The organism is Aureimonas sp. SK2, from assembly GCF_029813115.1.
Taxonomy (GTDB): Bacteria; Pseudomonadota; Alphaproteobacteria; order Rhizobiales; family Rhizobiaceae; genus Aureimonas.
This window is the reverse complement of the sequence record NZ_JAPZDS010000004.1, coordinates 167635-188002: the sequence shown is the minus strand read 5'-3', so window position 1 is coordinate 188002 and position 20368 is coordinate 167635. Positions and strand designations below refer to the sequence as shown.

Genomic DNA, 20368 nt, shown 5'->3' with positions numbered 1-20368 from the left:
GCGGCCCTCCACCCTCGATGGACCAAGCCCGTCCCCGCACGCACTCCCGCCCGGGGCTCGGCGGGGGCACGCTTTCGTCTTCTGTGCCTTTCGCCTATGCCGTGGGCTTGTTCCTGGCCGTAGCGGAGACCCGCCGATGTCCGATCCTTCGAAACCCATGGCGGTGACCATGGGGGACCCGTCCGGCATCGGACCGGAGATCGTGGCCCGCATGTTCCTGCGCCGGCCCGAACGGCGGCGCTGGGTCGCGGTCGGCGACCCCGCCGTGCTGCGCGAGGCTCTCGGCGGCCTCGGCACCGAGGCCCGCGTGAATGCGGTGGAGCGGTTGGAGGACGCGCGGTTCGAGCCGGGGGTGCTGGACGTCCTCGCGAGCTCGCGGATGGGCGCCCTGCCGCCTGTCGGCGAAGTCTCGGCCGCCAGCGGACGGGCGGCCTATGACGCGATCATCGCCGCGATCGTGCTGGCGCGCGAAGGGCGGGTGCGCGGCATCGTGACGGCCCCGATCCACAAGGAGGCGCTGTCGGCGGCCGGGCTCTCCTATCCCGGCCATACCGAGATCCTCGCCGACCATGCCGGCACGCCCGATGTCGCCATGATGCTGGCCAACGACGAGATCCGCACGGTGCTCGTCACGATCCATTGCTCGCTCGCCGAGGCGATCCGGCGGGGCGACCACGAAGCGCAGATGCGCGCCATGCGCCTCGCCCACCGGGCGGGCCTCGCGCTCGGGATCGCGGCTCCCCGCATCGCGGTGGCGGGCCTCAACCCCCATGCGGGGGAGGGCGGGCTCTTCGGCGAGGAGGAAATCCGCATCATCGCCCCGGCGATCGAGGCGGCGCGGAGCGAGGGGATCGACGCGTCCGGTCCCTGGCCGGGCGACACGGTGTTCATGCAGGCACGCCAGGGCCGCTTCGACATCGTGGTCGCGCAATACCACGATCAGGGGCTTATCCCGGTAAAGTACATGGGGCTGGAGAAGGGGGTGAACGTCACGCTCGGCCTGCCCTTCGTGCGCACCAGCCCCGACCACGGAACGGCCTTCGACATCGCCGGCAAGGGGCTCGCCGATCCCGCGAGCCTCGAGACGGCTTTCGACTATGCCGAGCGCCTCGCCGCCGCGGCGGGTGCCGCGGCCTGAGGCGCCCGACCGGTCAACGGGTCAGCGAAGCCTGTGCCTGCGTGGCCGGGGCGACGCGCCAGATCGTGTGCGACAGGTCGTCGGCGATCAGGAGGATGCGCTTTGCCGGGTCGAACGCGACGCCGACCGGCCGGCCGCGCGCCTCGCCTTCGCCGGTCAGGAAGCCGGTGACGAAGTCCACCGGGTCGCCCGCCGGTCGCCCGCCCTCGAACGGCACGAAGCTCACCTTGTAGCCGGAGAGGTCCTGCCGGTTCCAGCTTCCGTGCTCGCCGATGAAGGCGCCTTGCGCGAACGGGCCGCCGAACCCGCCGTCCGTAGTGAAGGACAGGCCGAGCGCGGCGACATGCGAGCCGAGCGCGTAGTCCGGGGCGATGGCGGTTTCCACGAGGTCCGGCCTCTGCGGCTCGACGCGCGGATCGATGTTCTTGCCCCAGTAGCTGTAGGGCCAGCCGTAGAAGGCGCCGTCCTTCACGGAGGTCAGGTAGTCCGGTACGAGCTGCGGGCCGAGTTCGTCGCGCTCGTTGACGACGGCCCAGAGGGCTCCCGTCGTCGGCTCGATGGCCAGCGCCGTCGGGTTGCGGATGCCGCGTGCCAGCGTCCGGCTCGCCCCCGTCGCGCGGTCGATCTCCCAGACCACGGCCCGCTCCTCCTCCACCGTCATGCCGCGCTCGCCGACATTGCTGTTGGAGCCGATGCCGACATAGAGCTTGGAGCCGTCGGCGCTGGCCGCCAGCGACTTCGTCCAATGATGGTTGATCGCGGACGGAAGCTTGGTGACCTCCTCGCCGCGGGTGGTGATCTCGGTCTGGCCGTCCTGATAGGGGAAGCGCAGGAGCGCATCCTGGTTGGCGACGTAGAGAAAGCCGTCCACGAAGGCGAGGCCGTAGGGCGCGTTGAGCCCGTCGATCAGGACGGTGCGCACTTCCGGCTCGCCGTTGTTGTCGGCATCGCGCAGGAGCGTGATGCGATGGCCGCCGGTGCCGCTTGAATTGCCGCGCTTCTTGATGACGCCGGCGATCACGTCTTTCGGCCGGAGCGCCGGCGCGTTGCCGCCGCGCCCCTCGGCCACCAGCACGTCGCCGTTCGGCAGCACCAGCATCTGGCGTGGGATCGACAGGTCGCTGGCGAAGGCGGACACGGTGAAGCCCTCGGGAACGGTCGGGAGGGTCTCGTTCCAGCCGGCGGGCGTTGCGATGTTCATCGGCGGGATCAGCGCCTCGCGGATCGCGGGCAGATCGGGCTGCGCGCCGGTCTGGTTCAGATTGGGGTCGCTGCCTTCGCAGCCGGAGAGGGCGAGTGCCGAGACGGCGAGGGCTAGGGACGCCTTGTTCATCGTGCGATCTCCGGGCGGCCATTTCGGGAAAAGATCATCCAGCCGGCGGCAAGCGCGAGGACGGTCGAGGCGATGGACAGAAGGAGGCCGGTGAGGCCGACCGAACTCCAGCCGTCGCGCACGTGGTGGAAGGCATTGACGAGGCCGACGCCCCAAAGCACCGCCACCACGACGAGATAGGTGAAGCGACGCCCCCCGCCCGGCCGGCGCAGCTGGCGCAGCCAGTCCACCAGCGCCCAAAGAAGCACCAGTCCGCCGAAGACGAGAGCCCCGGCGATCGACCAGCTCGCGAAGTTCGTCCACTGGATCTCGGCCGTTCCGAGATAGGCGAGGTCGCAGGCCAGCGCGGTGGCGAACAGGGCGACGGGAAAGCTGAGCAGGATCCCGTGCAGACCTTCGGAAAACGATCCAGGCGCTTCACTCGTACTCGACATGCCAACTCCCTCGAAACGCGGCATTCGCGGAAGGACCGGAGCCTCCGGAGGTTCGGTCCACCCATGGGCGAACTAGGGTTTCTCGGCCCTCTGGTAAGGATGCCTGTGTTTGGCGACGCATGGATTGCGGTCGGAGCCGACCTCGACATCGCTCGGCTGGGCGGCATGCCGTGTCGACGCCTGCCGCCGCGTTCCGCGCGGAACCGAGGACGGTACGGAGCCGCGTGATCGAAGGTCCGGGCCCGAAGCACTCGCGAGGAGCGTTGCCGTCGTTCCCGGCGCCTCCGTGTTCCGGCGACGCCGCCGAAACCCGTGCCCGACCGGTATGCGAAGCCGCCGGTTCCCCAGAGGCACGCCGCAGGCGGAACGGCGCTCGGACGCGCGACCGGGCAGGGCGCATCGGCTCTGCCCGGTGCGTATCCCATTCCTATCCGTGCCGGCGCAGTGTCGCGTAGACGATGTTGCGATTGGCGCCGTACCACACGCTGGCCTCGAACAGGTTGCGGTCGACGCTGGCGTTGACGATGCGCCACATGTCCGCCTCCGAGCGCAGGATCAGCGGCCAGTCCATGAAGGTCTCCATGTAGCCGTCCGACACGATCTCGTCGCTGAAGTTGGCGAACAGCAGCGTGCCCCCGGGCTTCAGGAACTCGACGAGACGCTGCAGCAGCTTCACGGCCGTCTTGTCCTGCAGGTAGTCGTAGAGGCCGGAGGCGTAGACGAGGTCGAAGGTCCCGAGATCGTAGGACCGGCGCAGGAGTCCGAGCACGGAGCCGTTCAAGGGCTGGACGACGCTGCCGGGATGGGCGCCGGCCATCACCTCGACGCTGACGGAATCCTGGTCCAGTGCCACCCAGCGCGCGATCCGCCCCGCCGGGAGGCTTCCGCAGATCTCGGCCTCGCGCAGGTGCCCCGCCGCGACGGCGAAAATCTGCGCGCCCTCGCCCGTGCGTTCCACCGCCTCGTCCACGGTCCGGGCGAGGATGCGGCAGCGCTCGCGGCCGGCCTCGCAAGCCGGAACTTCCGACGTGTAGTCGTAGATCGCCCGACCGAGCGGCGTGCAGTCCGCCAGCAGGTGATCCATGCTCGGATGCTTGTAGTAGATATCGAGGAGACCGGCGTCTCCCGAGTAGCCGCGCGGCTTGGTCGCCGACCAATGGGTCAGCGGATCCTGCATCAGGAAGCGGCGGATGGAATGCCGCTGCGCGAGCTCGACGACCGCATCCCACAGTGCCTGCGACGAGGATCGGCGCAGCGTATGGAGGCGGGCGGCGAGGCGCTCCACGATGCCGTTCGGTTCGAGGCCATCCATGAAGGCGCGCTCGGCGGCCGAAAGGATGGGAAACAGCTGGCTCGACGCGATTTCGAACCGGGACGGCTCGTCATCGGACGGAGGGGAGAGCCGGGAAGATCTCACGAGACTGCCCGTGATGAGGCTTTGTCCATCGAAGTCGACTGCGGTTTCGCTCATGTCTGCCTGATTCCGTGGCGATGGTGCCGAGGCGACTGTGGCGCGAACGCGGACAAACTTATACGTTTTTTTAAGGTTTTCTTATATCACGTTCAACTTATCAAACACCCGCTTCAGCAGTCGGTAATAACCTACGCGTATGGTGGGGTGGCGGCCCGTGCCCGGGCCACCACGATCCGCTGCGTTTGGACCGGGCGGTCGACACCGTGGCGTTCCGGGCGCGGGCGGCGCAGATGGGAAAGATGCATCCTTGATGGCCGGCCACGACGATCTTGCTGGGCGGATAGACCAGGCGCTGGTTCAGCCTCGCTGGAAGCGTTTCGATCCGACGCTGCGACGCCTGTTCGAGAAGCGTACGGACCGGGCGGACCGCGCCTCGCTCCAGCAGGGCGTCCGCGCGGCGGTCGCCTGCTTCACCTCCTTCGGCCTGTTCGACCTTTGGTTGCTTCCCGACGTCAGCGTCTACAGCGCGTCGACACGCATCCTCCTGGGGCTCGCGATCCTGGCCCTGGTCGAGTTCCAGGTGTGGCGGGACGCGGAGCTGCAGGCCGTCAACCTGACCTGCGCGACGGGCCTCTTCGCCGCCGCCGGCGCCTGGATCCTCGCGGCGCGATCGACGATCCACCAGGAGACCTTCGCACAGTTCATGGTCTTCGGGACGGTCTTCGTCGTCAGCTCGAGCCTGTTCTTCCGGTTCCGCTTCGGGGTGAGCGCCGCCTGCTCGACGGCCATCACGCTTCTCTTCTGCGCCGCCGTCGCGGCGACCGACGCCTCGGTCGGGACGAAGCTCGTCCTCGTCGCCTATTTCCTCATCTTCCTGTGGTTCGCCCTCTACCTCTCCTGGGAGCTGACCTTCGAGCGCTATGCGACATTCCTTAACGAGACGCGAGCCCGGATCAACGAGACGGCGGTTCGCGAGAAGAGCCTGCAACTCGCCCGCATCGCCAACACGGACCATCTCACGGGGCTGCGGAATCGGCGTGCCGTTGTGGACGAGTATGTCGCGTACCGGGAGCGCTGGAACACCGATCGACGGGCGATCGGCGTCCTCCTGATCGACGTCGACTATTTCAAGACCTTCAACGACCGCTATGGGCATCAGGCCGGAGACAACTGTCTGATCTGCGTCGGCCGCGCCCTCGACGCCGCGGCCGGCCCGCACCGGGCGATCGTCGGGCGTTACGGCGGCGAGGAGTTCATCGCCTTCTGCCATGTCGAGGACGGCGAGGCGCTCCTGCGCTTCGCGGAGGACCTGCGCGGGGCCGTGGAGGCGCTGGAGGTCCAGCACTCCGAACGCTCCGACGGCATGGGCATCGTGACCGTCAGCATCGGGGCCAGCATGACGCGCCTGGGCACCAGCCCGGATCTGGAGCGCATCAGCAGCGAGGCCGATCGCGCCCTCTATCTGGCCAAGGCGGAGGGGCGCAACCGCACCCATTGCTTCGACCCCAGCGTTCCCGAAAGCGTGCATCCCGACCAGGAGATCGCCGAGCTCCTCGCCCGTGCCCTGAAGGACGATCTCGCGTCGCTGGTCTACCAGCCCATCGTGGCCCTCGACACGGGGCGCGTCTGCGCCGTCGAGGCGCTCATGCGACTGCGGACGGACGACGGGACGCCGATCAGCCCGACCGTCTTCATCCCCGTGGCCGAGCGCACCGGGCTGATCGGCGAGATCGGCCGCTGGGTGCTGCGCCGGGCCTGTACCGACATCCTGGTCGCCGGGGTGGCCGATCGGGTCTCGGTCAATGTGTCGGCGGTGCAGTTGCGGGCGCCCGGCTTTCCCATGTACGTTGCGCGCCTCCTCGGCGAGCTGCGGCTCCAGCCGTCGTCGCTGGCGCTCGAGATCACCGAGGGCATCGACATCTCGATCGATGCCCATATCCTGGACGTCATCCGCAACCTCAAGGCTCTCGGCGTCCAGATCTGGCTCGACGACTTCGGTACGGGCTATGCCGGGCTGCAATGGCTCCAGATGATCACCTTCGACGTCGTGAAGGTCGACCGCTGTTTCCTTCACCGCATCGATTCCGAGGACGGCCGGCTCTTCCTTCAGGACGTGCTGCAGCTCCTGCGCAACCGCGATATGCGGGTGCTGGTGGAAGGCGTCGAGACCCCCGAGCACCTCGACTTCGTGCGCGAGGCGCAAGGGGCCATGGTCCAGGGCTTCTTCCTCGGCCGGCCGCAGGAGGCCGGCCGCATCGCCACGGTGCGCCGGCGCGGCGTCCAGGATGCCCCGGCCTGACGCGCCGACGCGCTCCCGGCACCCGTTCCTTCAGGCCTGAAGGAGCACCGCGGCGGCAAAGCCGAGATTGGCCGCCAGGAGGCAGAAGACGGCGAACGAGCCGAGGTCCTTGGCCTGCTGGGCGAACAGGGAGAACTCAGGCGAGACGCGATCGACGATCAGCTCGATCGCCGTGTTGAGCGCCTCCGTCGCCGCCAGGACGAGAAGCAGCACGCCCTGGATCAGGAGGTCCGACGTCGCCACGCCTTCCATGGCAAGCGAGGCGACGAGGAGTGCTCCCAGCGCGATCTCGTGCCGGAAAGCCGCTTCGCCAAGGAGGCGCACGAGGCCGGCCAGCGAGTAGCGGCCGGCGGCGGCGAGATGGGCGAGGCCGCGCAGCTTGGCCGGTGCCGCCCGCGCCTCGACGCTCACGGGCGGCCTCCCGTCAGCGCCGACACCTGCGTCGGCGTCCCGGCCGGGCGGCACGGTGCGAAGGCGTCCATCTCCGCGTCGTAGACGGCCGTGCGCACGTCGTTCAGACCGAGCAGCGTGTGGAACAGGTTGTCGTGCGAAAGCGCGGCATCCCTGCGGCCGGAAAGGCATGCGGTGTTGAGGCCCATCGTCCGCGCGAAGCCGTCGGAGACCCAGGCGATCATCGGCACATGCGTCTGCGTTGACGGCGCGAGCATATAGGGCATGGCGTGGAGATAGATCCCGTTCTCGCCGAGCGACTCGCCGTGGTCGGAGAGGTAGAGCATCGAGGTCTCGAAGTCCGTCCGAGCCTTCAACTGGTCGATCACCTCGGCCAGAACGTGGTCGGTGTAGAGGATCGTGTTGTCGTAGGCGTTGATGATCTCCTGGCGCTCGCAGTCGGCGAACTCTGCGGTGTGGCAGGCCGGCGTGAAGCGCTCGAAATCCTTGGGGTATCGCTGAAAATAGGTCGGCCCGTGGCTGCCGAGCTGGTGCAGCACGATCAAGGTGTTCCGGGTCACCGTCTTCAGCTCCGCCTGGAGCCGGTCCGACAGAATCTCGTCGCGGCATTCGCCGCCCTCGCAGAACCGGGGATCGGCCCCGTCGGGCAGGAACGCGTAGGGCACGCGGTCGGCGACGTGGTAGGCGCCGGTGTCGTTGTCGATCCAGCGCACGTCGAGGCCGGCATGGCCCAGGACGTCGAGGACGTTCTCCACCGAGCGTGCCTTCTCGTCGGAATGGCCGGCCCGCGTCAGGTTGGAGAACATGCAGGGCACGGACACGGCGGTCGAGGTGCCGCAGCTCGAGACGTCGGTGAAGGAGACCACCCCGCGCCGGGCGAGTTCGGGATTGGTGTCGCGTCCGTAGCCGTTCAGCGAGAATTCCTGGCCCCGAGCCGTCTCGCCGACCACCAGCACGGTCACGACCGGCTTCTTCGCCGCGGCGAGCCGCGGGCCGGCGACGGCGTCCGTCCCCAGCGGCGCGGCCACGTAGGTCCGCTCGCCGTCCCAGTGCTCGGCGAACTTCACGACCGCCGCGACCGGCGCGACCGGGTTGAGGCTGGCCATGAGGTCGCGATGCATCCGGAACGTCGAGGCGTAGCTCGAATAGAAGCCGAGCGCGATGGCGATCACCAGCGCCAGGCTGGGCAGGATCACGGCCAAGTTCTGCCGGACCTTCCGCCTGAACGGGTGGTGGCGCACGCGCACGAGCGCGACGAGAGCCGCCGGAAGCAGGCCGAACAGCGCGAGATGGAGAAGGAAGCCGGCGGTGACGAGATGGCCGGCCTCCGCATGGGTCGTGTTCGCGATGTTGGCGATCATCTCGCGGTCGATCAGGATGCCGTAGCTGTCGACGTAGTAGGAGGCGGCGGCCGAGACGAGGATCAGCACGATCGCGGCCGGCTTCAGGACGTAGCGGACCGAGAGGGCCGCCAGCAGGCAGAACAGCAGCAGGAAGAGACCGAGCCCGAGCGCTGCCAGGTGCAGGGGATGGTCCCCGAAATACAGAAAGCCCTTGCGCCAGAAGGTGCCGTTGGTGGCGAACAGGATGTAGGCCGCGCAAAGGGCGGCCAGCGGCAGGCTGGCAATAGTGGGTCTGGCAAGGCGCATGGGCAAGGGGTCCGTTGGCGCCGGGACGCTCCGGCCGCCCTTCCATAGCGACCTCAGTTCGGCGCCACGTCGCCGAAACTATACGGTTTGGTATAGCGGCGAGCCCCGGCGTGAAACGGGAGCGGAACCGGGCTAGAACCGGATGCCGAAACGGAGGATGCCGGGTTGAAGGTGCTGCTGGTCGAGGACGACGCGTCCACCGCCGCCTATGTCTGCAACGGTCTGCGCGAGGAGGGCCACGAGGTCGATCACGCCGGCCGGGGCGCGCTCGGCCTCGAACTCGCGCTGACCCGCCCCTACGATGCCGCCGTGGTGGACCGGATGCTGCCCGACCTCGACGGCCTGTCGCTCCTCAAGGCGCTCCGGGCGGCCGGCCGGCGCACGCCCGCCATCTTCCTGACCGCCGTCGGCGGGGTGGACGACCGCGTCGAGGGGCTGGAGGCCGGCGCCGACGACTATCTCCTGAAGCCCTTCGCCTTTTCCGAGCTGATGGCGCGTCTGAACGCCCTGGCCCGCCGCGCCGTGCCGGAACGGCGCGAGGAAACCGTGCTTCTCGTCGGCGACCTCGAAATGAACCTGATCGCGCGCACGGTCTCGCGTGCCGGCCAGCCTGTCGAGCTTCAGCCGCGCGAGTTCCGGCTCCTGGAATACATGATGCGCAACCGGGGACGGGTGCTGACGCGCACCATGCTCCTGGAGCGGGTCTGGGAGTTCCATTTCGATCCCAAGACCAACGTCGTCGAAACCCATGTCAGCCGCCTGCGCGCCAAGGTGGACCGGCCGTTCGGGGCCGAGATGATCCGCACCGTGCGCGGCTCCGGCTATCTTCTCGATGCGCCTGCCTGACCGGTTCCGCACCATCACCTTCCGCCTGTCGCTCGGCTACGGGCTGATGTTCGGTGTCTCGGCCGTCCTCATCATGGCTGTCACCTATGTGGCCGCCAGCACCCAGATGCAGACCATCGTGCGCGCCTCCATCGCCGAGGATCTCGCACTCTTCGTCCACGGCTACGATGAAGGGGGGGAGGGCGGCCTTCGCCAGGAGGTCGAGGAGCGGGTCGACAGCGCGGCGGACGACCGCTTCTTCCTGCTGCTCGGGCCGAACGGCGAGCGCCTCGTCGGCAACCTGCCGGCCGACGCCTGGATACCGGGCGCGAGCGCCACCCGCCTGACCCCGGCGGCCCCCAGCGCGACCGAAGGCGCACGGGGCGACACGCTCTATGCCCAGGGCATCGTTCTCGGCGACTACCGCGTCCTTGCCGCGCGCCGCTCCGACATCCTGGAGACGATCCGCTCCATCCTCCTTTCGGCCATCCTGACCGGCTGCGTGGTCACCCTGGCGCTGGCGCTGGTCGGCGGCATCATCGTAGGGCTCGGGCCGAGCCGCCGCGTCGATGCGATCGCCGCCACCACGCGCTCGATCGTGGAAGGGCGGCTGGACCTGCGCCTTCCCGTCTCCGGACGAGGCGACGAACTCGACCGCCTCGCCACCGACATCAACGTGATGCTCGCCCGGATCGAGACGCTGGTGGAAAGCCTGCGGCAGGTCTCGACCGACATCGCGCACGACCTGCGCACGCCGCTCGCACGTCTGCGGCAGGGTCTGGAAGGGATCGCCCGGAGCGCCGACAAGGCGGATCTCGAACGCGCCGTCGAGGCGGCGGTCGCCGAGACGGACGCCATCATCGACACTTTCAACGCCCTCCTGCGCATCGCGCAGATCGAGGCCGGCGCGCGCAAGGCCCGCTTCCGGGCGCTGGACCTCTCCGATCTCGCCGAGCGGGTCGCCGACGTCTACGGCGAGGTGGCGGTGGATGCCGGCCACCGTCTGGAATGCCGGATCGAGCCGGGTCTGCGCGTCCTGGGGGACGGCGACCTCCTCACCCAGGCGCTCGCCAACCTGATCGAGAACGCCATCACCCATGTTCCGCCGCCCGGCACGATCCGCCTCGCGCTGCGGCAGGACCTCGAAGCGCGCACGGTTCTGGCCGAGGTCGTGGACGACGGGCCGGGCATTCCGGAAGACGAGCGGGACAAGGTCTTCCGCCGCCTCTACAGGCTCGACCGCAGCCGGGCGACGCCCGGCCATGGCCTCGGCCTCGCGCTCGTCGCCTCCGTCGCCGAACTGCACGGCGGCAGCGTCCAGGCGACGGACGCCGAACCCGGCCTGCGCATGCGCCTCGCGCTTCCATCGATCGACGCGGGCATCTGACAGACGGGATGGTCGTTCGCGAGACCGGGACGCCGCCTGCCGGTTCTGCTACGCCCGGGCGATGGAATCCGAAGCCCCCGACCGCCCCGCTTCCCGACGCCACGCGGTGATCCACACGGACGGCTCCTGTGCCGGCAATCCGGGGCCGGGCGGTTGGGCGGCGACGATCCGCATCCTCTGCGACGACGGCCGCCTTGCCGAGCCCGTCGTCCTCACCGGCCGCGTCGCCGCGACCGATAGCAACCGCATGGAGATGGTCGCCGCCATCGAGGCGCTGAAGGCGTTCCCGGCCGGTACCGCGACGGTCTTCTCGGATTCCCGGTATCTCGTCAGGGGGATGACCGAGTGGGTTCGGCCCTGGAAGTCCCGTGGCTGGAAGAACGCCGAGGGCCGCAAGGTGAGGAACCGCGACCTGTGGCAGGAACTCGATGCCCTGGCGAGCGGGCGCGAGATCGCCTGGACATGGGTCAAGGGCCCTGCGGGGCACCGGGAGAACGAGGACGTGGATCGCCTGGCGCGGGCCGCCGCGACCGCCGCTGCCTGAAAAGGCTCCGTCGGTCTCGCCGCGCCCCCCGGCGATGGCCTGTCCGGCAGGCGGAAAGACAGCGTCTTAGGTCGCCATGCGTGTGCGTCCACCCCGGATTTCCCGGTTGGCAAGCTCCAGACCAGCCAATCATCAGAACCTTGGGTTGCGATGGATGGAGGATGGAATGAGCCGGATACAGGATCTTTCAGTCGACGACGACATGGCGTTCTTAGAAGCCGCCCTGCGGGGCTTGCGTCTGACGCGGGACGACATCGTCCGGATGGAGGGCGCGCAGGCCGCCAGCCGCGGCCTCACACGGCGCGACAACCCCTATCGTCCGCAAAGCGCCGACGGCGTGTCCTGGCGAATGGGCTTCGAGGACGAGATGCGCGGCTGACGCCGCCTTCGGGCCGGCCCGCTCGCGGCGCATCCGCCGAGACCCGAAGACCGGCCGAGACACAAGTCGCGGTCATGCCGTGCCGGACATTCCTTTCGATGCGGCTGGAGGCTTGGATGTCCTTGTTGACGATCATCTTGGTTTTCCTGTTCGGGCTCCTCGTCCCGGTTCCGATCCTCCGGCCGGCGCTGTCGAACCGCTTGCTCGAAGTACGGGTCGCCGGACTGACCGAATGCGTCCTTCGCTCGCTGGCGATCTCCCTGGAGACGCAGCAGAAGCTCAAGGTGGCGGAAGGGGACCACGGTCGTACCCGGCCGGCCTGAGCGAAGCGTGCTCGCCGGCGGCACGGCCCCGGCCGGACGGTGCCGCCATCCCGAACAGTCCCTTTCGGCGATCCCTAAATCTTGAGGGATTTCCGGCCGTCGCGCGGCGCTATTTGCATCGGCATCCGATCACGATCCGCGATTCACAAGGCTTGGAGCATGTGCATGAGCAACCGGTATCGCCCGAACGAGCCGACCTGTCCCGTTCCCCTCGAACTTCTGGCCCTGCTCCTTCGCTCCTCCGAGGAGCGCGTCGTCGAAACCGTGCGCGAACTGCCGCCGCTCCAGCGCGCGGCGCTGGCGGCCTATTGCGTCGCGCGCACGCACATGCGGCGGATCGCGCTGGTGATCGCCGCCGAATGCAGCGAGCACGCGCTCTGGGAAGCCGCGGGCAAGGTGGGCCTCGCGCTCTTCGAACAATGCCGCGACCAGGCCTCGTTCGACCGCGAGCCCGGCCTGCCGTCGAAGCGCAAGGTGTCTCTGGCCAAAGTTGCCTGACGGGCAACCCGGCGCCACCTCAAACCGGCGCGGCGCGGCGACGGCCCGGCCGGGACAGATGCCTTCGCCATCGGGTACGGCGGTCGTGGCGGCCCGCCACCGCCTCGCCGCGTCACGGCGATCTGGCGTCGGGGTCATGCCATTGCGGACATGATCGCGCGCCCAAGGAGCGCTTGCCCCTTCCGTGGCCTCAAAGCCGAGAAGGCCAGACGCCTCGCTCGAACCGAGGGTGGCCGGGGCCTCTCCCGGGTTGCGTCATTCACGGACGGCATGACCTCATGTACGAACGTCGTTTGAGAATCCTCGCCGGAAAGAGGAAGAGTATGGCGATACCCGACCCCTTCCAGGCGGTTTGGGCGACCCATCGGACCTGAAGGGAGTGGAGCCTTGAGCGACGCGCATTTCGTCACGCCGGACGAGATCCGGACCCGGTTCTCGCAGACCATGTCGCGGATGTACCGGTCCGAGGTGCCGCAATACGGCACGCTGATGGAACTGGTGGCCGACGTGAATGCGGCAACTCTGGCGGCCGATCCCCGCCTGCGGGCGAATCTGGAGCGTACGGACGATCTGGAGCGCATCGACCTCGAACGACACGGCGCCATCCGGCTCGGCACGGCGGGTGAACTCTTCACCATGCGCCGGCTCTTCGCGGTCATGGGCATGCAGCCGGTCGGCTACTACGATCTGTCGGTGGCAGGCGTGCCCGTCCATTCCACGGCCTTCCGCCCGGTGCATGCGGAAAGTCTCGCTCGCAACCCGTTCCGCGTCTTCACCTCGCTCCTGCGGCTCGATCTGATTGCCGATGAGGGCCTGCGTGCGGAAGCCGCCGCGATCCTGGCGCGCCGACGGATCTTCACGCCGGGCGCCCTTTCGCTGATCGAGACGGCGGAGCGTAACGGCGGGTTGACCGATGCGGAAGCCGACAGCTTTGTCGCGGAGGCGGTCGAGACCTTCCGCTGGCACCGCGAGGCGACGGTGGATAGCGAGACCTACAAGCGCCTGTCCGCCGTCCATCGCCTGATCGCCGACGTCGTGTGCTTCAAGGGGCCGCACATCAACCACCTGACGCCGCGCACGCTCGACATCGACGCGGTGCAGGCCGAGATGCCTGCGCGCGGAATCGCAGCCAAGGACGTGATCGAAGGCCCGCCGACGCGCCGCTGCCCGATCCTCCTGCGCCAGACGAGCTTCAAGGCCCTGGAGGAGCCGATCCTGTTCCGCGGGGAAGGCGGAGGCGAGGCCGGAACCCACACCGCCCGCTTCGGCGAGATCGAGCAGCGCGGCCTGGCGCTGACGCCCAAGGGCCGCGCGCTCTACGACGAGCTCCTGTCGCAGGTGCGCGACGCCGGCGGGCAAGGCAATGCGGGCGCCGACTACGCGACGCGGCTGGCAGACGTTTTCCAGGCCTTTCCCGACGACCATGACACGCTGCGTCGCGAGGGGCTCGGCTACTTCCGCTTCGTCCTGACGGCCAAGGGGCGGGCCGTCGCCCCGGCCGGGCTCGACGCGCTATCGATCGAGGCGCTCGAGGCGGCGGGCCATGTCGAGGCCTATCCGATCGTCTACGAGGACTTCCTCCCCGTCTCGGCGGCCGGAATCTTCCAGTCCAATCTCGGCGGCGAGGAGCAGCGGAGCTATGCCGGCAATGCCAGCCGGAGCGCCTTCGAGGAGGCGCTGGGATCGCCGGTCGCCGACGAGTTCCAGGTCTACGAGGACGCCGTCGCCCGCTCGATCGAGGGCGTGCGTGCCGCGCTTGCCGGCCGCCTGCGTTCCGACGCGGCTTGAGAGGCGTCGCAGCCGCATGAGGAACGATCCGCGCAGTCACGGGCTCTGGTCGGCGTCCGCGCCGCCGCCGCCGCCGACCACGTCGCTCTCGGGCGAGCTGTTGGTGGACGTGGCCGTTGTCGGCGCCGGCTTCACCGGCTGTTCGGCGGCGCTGCATCTGGCCGAGGGCGGCGTCGATGTCGCGGTGCTGGAGGCCGAGGAGATCGGCTTCGGCGGTTCGGGCCGCAATGTCGGCCTCGTCAACGCCGGCATGTGGGTGATGCCCGACGATCTGCCCGGGGAACTGGGCGAGGTTCACGGCGAGCGGCTGCTGCGGCTTCTGGGCGAGGCGCCCCGTGCCGTCTTCGACATCGTCGAGCGGCATGGGATCGACTGCGAGGCAGAGCGGCAGGGAACCCTTCATTGCGCGGTCGGGGAGAAGGGCCTTGCCGAACTGCGCGAGCGCGAGCGCCAATGGCGCGCGCGGGGCGCGCCGGTGCGACTGCTCGGGGCCGCCGAGACCGAGGCCAAGGTCGGCACGGCGGCCTATGCCGGCGCGCTTCTCGACGAGCGGGCCGGCACGATCCAGCCGCTCGCCTATGCCCGGGGCCTCGCCCGTGCCGCGATCGGCGCCGGGGCCGCCCTGTTCACGAGCAGCCCCGTCGTCTCGGCCGCCGACGAGGGCGGCATGTGGATCCTGCGCACGCCGAACGGCACCGTGCGTGCCCGGCGCGTCGTCGTGGCGACCGACGCCTATGCCGCGGGCGTCTGGCCGGAGATCCGCTGCGAGCAGGTGCACCTGCCCTATTTCAACATGGCCACCCCGCCGCTCGGCGACAATCTGCGCCGATCCATCCTGCCCGAGCGCCAGGGCGCCTGGGATACCAAGGAAATCCTGTCCTCCTTCCGCTTCGACCAGGCGGGCCGGCTCGTCTTCGGCTCGGTCGGCGCGCTGCGCGGCGGCGGCCAGGCCGTCCACCGCGACTGGGGCCGTCGGGCGTTGGCCAGGCTGTTCCCGCAGCTCGCCGGCATCGATTTCGAGTACCAGTGGTACGGCAAGATCGGCATGACCGGGAACAGCCTGCCGCGCTTCCACCGGCTGGCCCGCGAGGTCGTCGCCTTCAGCGGCTACAACGGCCGGGGCATCGCCCCCGGCACGGTCTTCGGCCGCTGCCTCGCCGACCTCCTGCTCGGCCGGATCGGCGAGGACGACCTGCCGCTGCCGGTCACCCCCGTCGAGGCCGCGCCGCGCCGGGCGCTGCGCGAGGCCTACTACGAAGTCGGGGCGCAGATCGCACACCTCGCCGGCGCCCGCTTCTGATCCATCCCCCATACGTCGCACGTACAAGGACCGACGCATCATGTCCCGCACCTCCCAGTCGCCCGCCGACGAAGCCCGCGAACTCCTTACCGGCCTCGGCGTCGCCCCGAGCGCCTTCGGCGGCGGTTCGCACCATGTCGTCTCGCCGGTGGACGGAGCGGTCCTCGCCAGCCTGACGCTCGCCGGACCGGCCGACGCGACCGCCGCCGTCGGCCGCGCCCACGAGGCGTTCCTGACGTGGCGCACCGTTCCCGCCCCCCGTCGCGGCGAACTCGTGCGCCTTCTCGGCGAGGAGCTGCGTGCCCATAAGGACGCGCTCGGCCGCCTCGTCAGCCTGGAAGTCGGCAAGTCCCCGTCGGAGGGGCTCGGCGAGGTCCAGGAGATGATCGACATCTGCGACTTCGCCGTCGGCCTGTCGCGCCAACTCTACGGCCTCGTCATCCCGTCCGAGCGCGCCGACCACAAGATGACCGAGCAATGGCACCCGATCGGCGTCGTCGGCGTCATCTCGGCCTTCAACTTCCCCGTAGCGGTCTGGTCCTGGAACGCGGCGCTCGCCTTCGTGTGCGGCGACGCCGTGGTTTGGAAGCCGTCCGAGAAGGCGCCGCTGACGGCGCTGGCGACGCAGGCGATCTTCGAGAAGGCCGCCGCCCGCTTTGGCAGCGACGCGCCGGCCGGCCTGTCGACGCTTCTCGTCGGCGACGCCAAGGCCGGCGAGGCGCTGGTGGACGATCCCCGCGTTCCGGTCGTCTCGGCCACCGGCTCGACGCGGATGGGACGCGCCGTCGGCGAACGCCTCGCCCGCCGCTTCGCCCGCGCGATCCTGGAGCTCGGCGGCAACAACGCCTCGATCGTCACGCCCTCGGCCGATCTCGATCTGACGCTGCGCGCCGTCGCCTTCGGCGCCATGGGCACGGCCGGCCAGCGCTGCACCACGATGCGCCGCCTGATCGTCCACGAGAGCGTCTACGACACGCTGGTGCCCAAGCTCGCCAAGGTCTACGCCTCGATCTCGGTGGGCAACCCGCTGACCTCGGACGCGCTGGTCGGGCCGCTGATCGACCGCGCCGCCTTCGAGGGCATGGGCCGCGCGCTGGAAGCCGCCAAGGCCGCAGGCGGCACGGTGCACGGGGGCGAGCGGGTGGACGTCACCGGGGAGGCGTCCTTCTACGTGCGCCCGGCCCTCGTCGAGATGCCCGGCCAGACCGGGCCGGTCGTGGAGGAGACCTTCGCGCCGATCCTTTATGTCCTGAAGTATCGCGATCTCGACGAGGCGATCGCGTTGCAGAACGGCGTGCCGCAGGGCCTGTCGTCCTCGATCTTCGCAACCGACATGCGTGAGGTCGAGCGCTTCCTGTCGGCGGCGGGTTCGGATTGCGGCATCGCCAACGTCAACATGGGCACGTCCGGCGCCGAGATCGGCGGGGCCTTCGGCGGCGAGAAGGAGACCGGCGGCGGGCGAGAGAGCGGCTCGGACGCCTGGAAGGCCTACATGCGCCGCCAGACCAACGCCATCAACTACGGCCGCTCGATGCCGCTCGCGCAAGGGGTCAAGTTCGACGTCGATGGGGGCTCGGCCGAAGCGTAGGGGCCAGCACCGCGCTGAGGCGATCGGCCGGCCGCAACCGGCCGGTCGCCGATACCCTTCCGGTCGCATCATGTGTATGGCGCAACCGGATCTTGACCGCTGGCCTCAGGCGACGGCGCTGAGAAGCGGTTCGCCGCGCAGGTGCGCGCGCAGGTTTCGCACCACGAGATCGCCCATCGCCGCACGGGTCTTGTGCGTGGCGCTGCCCTGATGGGGCAGGAGAACGACGTTCTCCAGGCGCCGCAGCTCTTCCGGGACGTGCGGCTCCTGGGCGAAGACGTCGAGCGCGGCGCCGCCGAGGCGCCCCTGCGACAGGAGCTCGATCATCGCGGGCTCGTCGACCAGCGAACCACGGGCGACGTTGACGAGATGGCCCTCGGGGCCGAGCGCCTCCAGAACCTCGCGCGAGACGAGGCCGCGCGTGGAGGGAGAGCCGGGCGCGATCACCACGAGCCAGTCGACGTCCCGCGCCATCTCCGCGAGATCGGCGTAGAAGGGATAGGGCTGGTGCTCCTGCCGGTTGCGGCCGTGATAGACCACCTCCATGCGAAATGCCTGCAGGCGGGACGCGATCTCCTTGCCGATGCGACCGAGGCCGAGGATGCCGGCTCGCCGACCGGTGAGCTCGGCCGTCAGCCCAAAGTCGCCCTCGCGCTCCCAGCGGCCGTCGCGCACGTAGCGGTCAGCCTGCGGCAGGCGGTGGCAGAGCGCGAGCATGAGGGCCAGCGTCACTTCCGCCACGCAGTCGTTTAGGACGTCCGGCGTGTTGGTGACGCGCACGCCCCTCTCGCGCGCGGCCGCCACGTCCACCTTGTCGTAGCCGACCCCGAAGGAGCCGACGATCTCCAGCCGGGGCAGCCCTTCGATCGTCGCCCGCCCGCAGCCGGAACCGTTGCCGGTGGCGACGAAGCGCACGCGTTCGGCAAGCTCGGCCGGGATCGCGTCCTCGCTGTGCCGATGCACGGTGAAGTCGCGCTCCAGAGCCGAGACGACGGGATCGGGATAGGAGGCGAGGAGCAGAAGGTCGGGCTTCGTCAAGGCGGGTCCTCAGGCTGGCGATGCGCTGTGCCGGATGCGGCGCAGGATCAGAAGGGCGAGCGGGATCAGCCAGATCGCGATGGTGAAGAGGCCGAGCCCGGCGGCGATCGGCCGCTCGAAGAAGGCGAGGAACGAGCCCTGCGAGCGGATCATGGCCGTGACGAAGTGGTGCTCCAGCATCGGCCCGAGCACGAGGCCGAGGATGGCCGGCGCGATCGGGATGTCGTTCTCCTCCATCAGGAAGCCGATCACACCGAAGACCAGCATGACCCAGATGCCGAACACCGAATTGTTGATCGCGAACGCGCCGACGATGCAGAACATCAGGATGATCGGCATCAGCACGTTCTGCGGGATCGAGAGGATCGGCCGGGCCGCCTTGATCGCCGCCCAGCCGAGCGGCAGCATGATGACGTTGGCGATGATGAAGACCACGAAGATGGCGTAGATCATCTGCGGGTCGTTGATGAAGATCGTCGGACCCGGATTGATGCCCTTGATGTAAAGGACGCCGATCACGATCGCGGTGATGGAGTCGCCGGGAATGCCGAAGACGAGTGCCGGAATCCAGGCGCCGCTCATGGCCGAATTGTTGGCGGCGCCGGCCTCCACGAGACCCTCGACATGGCCCGTCCCATATTTCTCGGGCGTCTTCGAAAAGCGCTTGGAGATGGCGTAGGAGATCCAGGCCGCGATGTCGGCGCCCGCTCCGGGGAGGATGCCCAGACCCGAGCCGACCACCGAGCCACGCACGACCTGCACCGGGTAGCGGCGCAAGTTGGTGACCTGCGATCGGAAGATGCCCGAACCGCTCGGCGCCACGGATCCTGCCGTCGGTCCGGGATAGGCGACGGACCGCAGGACCTCGGCCACGGCGAAGAGCCCGATCATGGCGGGTATGAACTGGATCCCGGACAGAAGTTCGACGCTGCCGAAGGTGTAGCGCGGCTGGCCCGCCGGGTTCTCGATGCCGACCGTCGCGGCAAAAAGACCGATGAAGAGCGAGATCAGGCCCCTGGGCGCCGAGCTCGGCGACACGAATACGGCGCAGGACAGGCCCAGCACCACGAGCCAGAAATATTCGAACGACGAGAAGCGCAGTGCGATTTCGGCCAGTGCCGGGGCGGCCGTCATGAGAACGATCGTCCCGAAAATGCCGCCGATGGCCGAGAAGACGAGCGCGGCGCCCAGCGCCTCTTCCGCCCGGCCGCTCTTCGTCATCCGATAGGCGTCCTCGATATAGGCGGCATTGGCCGGCGTGCCGGGAATGCGCAGGAGCGCGGCCGGAATGTCGCCGGCGAAGATCGCCATGGCCGTCGCCGTGACGATCGCGGCGATCGCCGGCACGGGCTCCATGAAGAAGGTGACGGGCACGAGAAGCGCCGTCGCCATGGTGGCGGTAAGCCCGGGGATCGCACCGACGAACATGCCGAACACCGCCAACAGGAACACGACGAGCAGGACCTCGGGCTGGAAGGCGAGCGGGATGGCCTCGAAGAAGGCGGTCATGGAGTGCTACCAGAAGAAGCCGGAGAACTCGCCGCGCGGCAGGGGCACGAGCAGGAGCCGGCCGAAGGCTTCGTGGATCAGGACGGCGGCGAGCGCCGAGACGGGCACGGCGACGAGCGGGCGCACGCGTCGCACCAGCATGAACGCCGTCATCACGACGAAGGCCGCCGGGAGAAAGCCGAGGAGCGGCGAGGCGGCAACGTAGAAGGCGACGAGCGCCAGCGCGACGGCGATGCCGAACAGGACAGACGGCCGCCGCGTCCAGTCCGCGAAGTCGACGCGCGGCAGGCGCTCGCCGGAAATCACCGCGTGTCCGGCCATGAACAGGCCGAGCGCGATCGTGCACACGCCGATGGCCTTGGGCATCGTGTCGGCGCCGTATTGCTGTCCCGGAATCGGCGAGAAGCCGTAGGCCGAGACGAGGATCGCGATTCCGAAGGCGAGAACGAGGAGGGACAGGAAGAGGTCGTTGAGGCGCATGAGCGCGCTTCGCCTTCAGGATCGAGGGATC

19 protein-coding genes are annotated in these 20368 nt (G+C 69.2%); 11 read left to right on the top strand and 8 right to left on the bottom strand.

The window, feature by feature from the left end; all coding sequences use genetic code 11:
* Nucleotides 1–136: 136 nt before the first annotated feature.
* Entirely contained in the window at nucleotides 137–1138 is a 1002-nt protein-coding gene (pdxA, locus tag O5O54_RS07190) for a 4-hydroxythreonine-4-phosphate dehydrogenase PdxA (protein WP_279480167.1), read from the top strand.
* A 13-nt stretch (nucleotides 1139–1151) separates the two neighbouring features.
* Here pdxA and O5O54_RS07185 read toward each other — a convergent pair whose 3' ends face one another.
* The 3 genes from O5O54_RS07185 to O5O54_RS07175 form a co-directional block, all read right to left on the bottom strand.
* Nucleotides 1152–2471 (bottom strand): sorbosone dehydrogenase family protein, encoded by a 1320-nt coding sequence (locus O5O54_RS07185; protein WP_279480166.1) that lies wholly within the window; start codon nucleotides 2469–2471, stop codon nucleotides 1152–1154.
* On the bottom strand, nucleotides 2468–2905 hold the full coding sequence (locus O5O54_RS07180; protein ID WP_279480165.1) for a DUF2231 domain-containing protein: 438 nt from the start codon (nucleotides 2903–2905) through the stop codon (nucleotides 2468–2470). The genes O5O54_RS07185 and O5O54_RS07180 overlap by 4 nt, the downstream gene beginning before the upstream one ends.
* Before the next feature lie 427 nt (nucleotides 2906–3332).
* The gene (locus tag O5O54_RS07175) at nucleotides 3333–4376 is read right to left on the bottom strand and encodes a class I SAM-dependent methyltransferase (protein ID WP_279480164.1); all 1044 of its coding nucleotides are present in this window, start codon (nucleotides 4374–4376) and stop codon (nucleotides 3333–3335) included.
* A gap of 253 nt (nucleotides 4377–4629) precedes the next feature.
* Here O5O54_RS07175 and O5O54_RS07170 point away from each other — a divergent pair, with 253 nt between their 5' ends.
* Entirely contained in the window at nucleotides 4630–6618 is a 1989-nt protein-coding gene (locus O5O54_RS07170; RefSeq protein ID WP_279480163.1) for a GGDEF and EAL domain-containing protein, read from the top strand.
* A 30-nt stretch (nucleotides 6619–6648) separates the two neighbouring features.
* Here O5O54_RS07170 and O5O54_RS07165 read toward each other — a convergent pair whose 3' ends face one another.
* A complete protein-coding gene (locus O5O54_RS07165; protein WP_279480162.1) occupies nucleotides 6649–7029 on the bottom strand; it encodes a diacylglycerol kinase in 381 nt (126 codons plus the stop codon).
* Nucleotides 7026–8678, bottom strand: a complete 1653-nt coding sequence (locus tag O5O54_RS07160) for a phosphoethanolamine--lipid A transferase (RefSeq protein ID WP_279480161.1) — start codon at nucleotides 8676–8678, stop codon at nucleotides 7026–7028. The genes O5O54_RS07165 and O5O54_RS07160 overlap by 4 nt, the downstream gene beginning before the upstream one ends.
* A 165-nt stretch (nucleotides 8679–8843) precedes the next feature.
* On the opposite strand from O5O54_RS07160, the gene O5O54_RS07155 reads away from it, so the two are divergent.
* The 9 genes from O5O54_RS07155 (at nucleotide 8844) to O5O54_RS07115 (ending at nucleotide 17310) form a co-directional block, all read left to right on the top strand.
* The gene (locus O5O54_RS07155; protein WP_279480160.1) at nucleotides 8844–9524 is read left to right on the top strand and encodes a response regulator transcription factor; all 681 of its coding nucleotides are present in this window, start codon (nucleotides 8844–8846) and stop codon (nucleotides 9522–9524) included.
* Nucleotides 9511–10890 (top strand): HAMP domain-containing sensor histidine kinase, encoded by a 1380-nt coding sequence (locus O5O54_RS07150; protein WP_279480159.1) that lies wholly within the window; start codon nucleotides 9511–9513, stop codon nucleotides 10888–10890. Before O5O54_RS07155 ends, O5O54_RS07150 begins: the two co-directional genes overlap by 14 nt.
* Nucleotides 10891–10951: 61 nt before the next feature.
* A complete protein-coding gene (locus O5O54_RS07145; RefSeq protein WP_279480158.1) occupies nucleotides 10952–11434 on the top strand; it encodes a ribonuclease HI in 483 nt (160 codons plus the stop codon).
* A 166-nt stretch (nucleotides 11435–11600) separates the two neighbouring features.
* Nucleotides 11601–11813 (top strand): hypothetical protein, encoded by a 213-nt coding sequence (locus O5O54_RS07140; protein ID WP_279480157.1) that lies wholly within the window; start codon nucleotides 11601–11603, stop codon nucleotides 11811–11813.
* A gap of 116 nt (nucleotides 11814–11929) precedes the next feature.
* On the top strand, nucleotides 11930–12136 hold the full coding sequence (locus tag O5O54_RS07135; RefSeq protein WP_279480156.1) for a hypothetical protein: 207 nt from the start codon (nucleotides 11930–11932) through the stop codon (nucleotides 12134–12136).
* A 165-nt stretch (nucleotides 12137–12301) separates the two neighbouring features.
* A complete protein-coding gene (locus O5O54_RS07130; protein WP_279480155.1) occupies nucleotides 12302–12634 on the top strand; it encodes a hypothetical protein in 333 nt (110 codons plus the stop codon).
* 444 nt (nucleotides 12635–13078) lie between these two features.
* Nucleotides 13079–14422: a VOC family protein gene (locus O5O54_RS07125; protein ID WP_407061671.1), complete on the top strand. Its 1344-nt coding sequence runs from the start codon at nucleotides 13079–13081 to the stop codon at nucleotides 14420–14422.
* 16 nt (nucleotides 14423–14438) lie between these two features.
* Nucleotides 14439–15722 (top strand): FAD-binding oxidoreductase, encoded by a 1284-nt coding sequence (locus tag O5O54_RS07120; RefSeq protein ID WP_279480153.1) that lies wholly within the window; start codon nucleotides 14439–14441, stop codon nucleotides 15720–15722.
* Nucleotides 15723–15762: 40 nt separating this feature from the next.
* Entirely contained in the window at nucleotides 15763–17310 is a 1548-nt protein-coding gene (locus tag O5O54_RS07115) for an aldehyde dehydrogenase family protein (RefSeq protein ID WP_279480152.1), read from the top strand.
* A 105-nt stretch (nucleotides 17311–17415) separates the two neighbouring features.
* Here O5O54_RS07115 and O5O54_RS07110 read toward each other — a convergent pair whose 3' ends face one another.
* Genes O5O54_RS07110 through O5O54_RS07100 form a run of 3 tightly spaced genes read right to left on the bottom strand, consistent with a single transcriptional unit; the run spans nucleotide 17416 to nucleotide 20337 of the window.
* The gene (locus tag O5O54_RS07110) at nucleotides 17416–18348 is read right to left on the bottom strand and encodes a 2-hydroxyacid dehydrogenase (protein ID WP_279480151.1); all 933 of its coding nucleotides are present in this window, start codon (nucleotides 18346–18348) and stop codon (nucleotides 17416–17418) included.
* 9 nt (nucleotides 18349–18357) lie between these two features.
* Complete coding sequence (locus O5O54_RS07105; RefSeq protein WP_279480150.1) at nucleotides 18358–19857, bottom strand: tripartite tricarboxylate transporter permease; 1500 nt, start codon at nucleotides 19855–19857, stop codon at nucleotides 18358–18360.
* A gap of 6 nt (nucleotides 19858–19863) precedes the next feature.
* Nucleotides 19864–20337 carry a tripartite tricarboxylate transporter TctB family protein gene (locus O5O54_RS07100; RefSeq protein ID WP_279480149.1) on the bottom strand — a complete coding sequence of 158 codons (474 nt, stop codon included), beginning with the start codon at nucleotides 20335–20337 and terminating at the stop codon, nucleotides 19864–19866.
* Nucleotides 20338–20368 lie beyond the last annotated feature (31 nt).

Coding starts and splice junctions, on each gene's coding strand:
- pdxA (WP_279480167.1), top strand. CDS start 137: ATGTCCGATCCTTCGAAACCCATGGCGGTGACCATGGGGGACCCGTCC.
- O5O54_RS07185 (WP_279480166.1), bottom strand. CDS start 2,471: ATGAACAAGGCGTCCCTAGCCCTCGCCGTCTCGGCACTCGCCCTCTCC.
- O5O54_RS07180 (WP_279480165.1), bottom strand. CDS start 2,905: ATGTCGAGTACGAGTGAAGCGCCTGGATCGTTTTCCGAAGGTCTGCAC.
- O5O54_RS07175 (WP_279480164.1), bottom strand. CDS start 4,376: ATGAGCGAAACCGCAGTCGACTTCGATGGACAAAGCCTCATCACGGGC.
- O5O54_RS07170 (WP_279480163.1), top strand. CDS start 4,630: ATGGCCGGCCACGACGATCTTGCTGGGCGGATAGACCAGGCGCTGGTT.
- O5O54_RS07160 (WP_279480161.1), bottom strand. CDS start 8,678: ATGCGCCTTGCCAGACCCACTATTGCCAGCCTGCCGCTGGCCGCCCTT.
- O5O54_RS07150 (WP_279480159.1), top strand. CDS start 9,511: ATGCGCCTGCCTGACCGGTTCCGCACCATCACCTTCCGCCTGTCGCTC.
- O5O54_RS07145 (WP_279480158.1), top strand. CDS start 10,952: ATGGAATCCGAAGCCCCCGACCGCCCCGCTTCCCGACGCCACGCGGTG.
- O5O54_RS07140 (WP_279480157.1), top strand. CDS start 11,601: ATGAGCCGGATACAGGATCTTTCAGTCGACGACGACATGGCGTTCTTA.
- O5O54_RS07135 (WP_279480156.1), top strand. CDS start 11,930: ATGTCCTTGTTGACGATCATCTTGGTTTTCCTGTTCGGGCTCCTCGTC.
- O5O54_RS07130 (WP_279480155.1), top strand. CDS start 12,302: ATGAGCAACCGGTATCGCCCGAACGAGCCGACCTGTCCCGTTCCCCTC.
- O5O54_RS07125 (WP_407061671.1), top strand. CDS start 13,079: ATGTCGCGGATGTACCGGTCCGAGGTGCCGCAATACGGCACGCTGATG.
- O5O54_RS07120 (WP_279480153.1), top strand. CDS start 14,439: ATGAGGAACGATCCGCGCAGTCACGGGCTCTGGTCGGCGTCCGCGCCG.
- O5O54_RS07115 (WP_279480152.1), top strand. CDS start 15,763: ATGTCCCGCACCTCCCAGTCGCCCGCCGACGAAGCCCGCGAACTCCTT.
- O5O54_RS07105 (WP_279480150.1), bottom strand. CDS start 19,857: ATGACCGCCTTCTTCGAGGCCATCCCGCTCGCCTTCCAGCCCGAGGTC.
- O5O54_RS07100 (WP_279480149.1), bottom strand. CDS start 20,337: ATGCGCCTCAACGACCTCTTCCTGTCCCTCCTCGTTCTCGCCTTCGGA.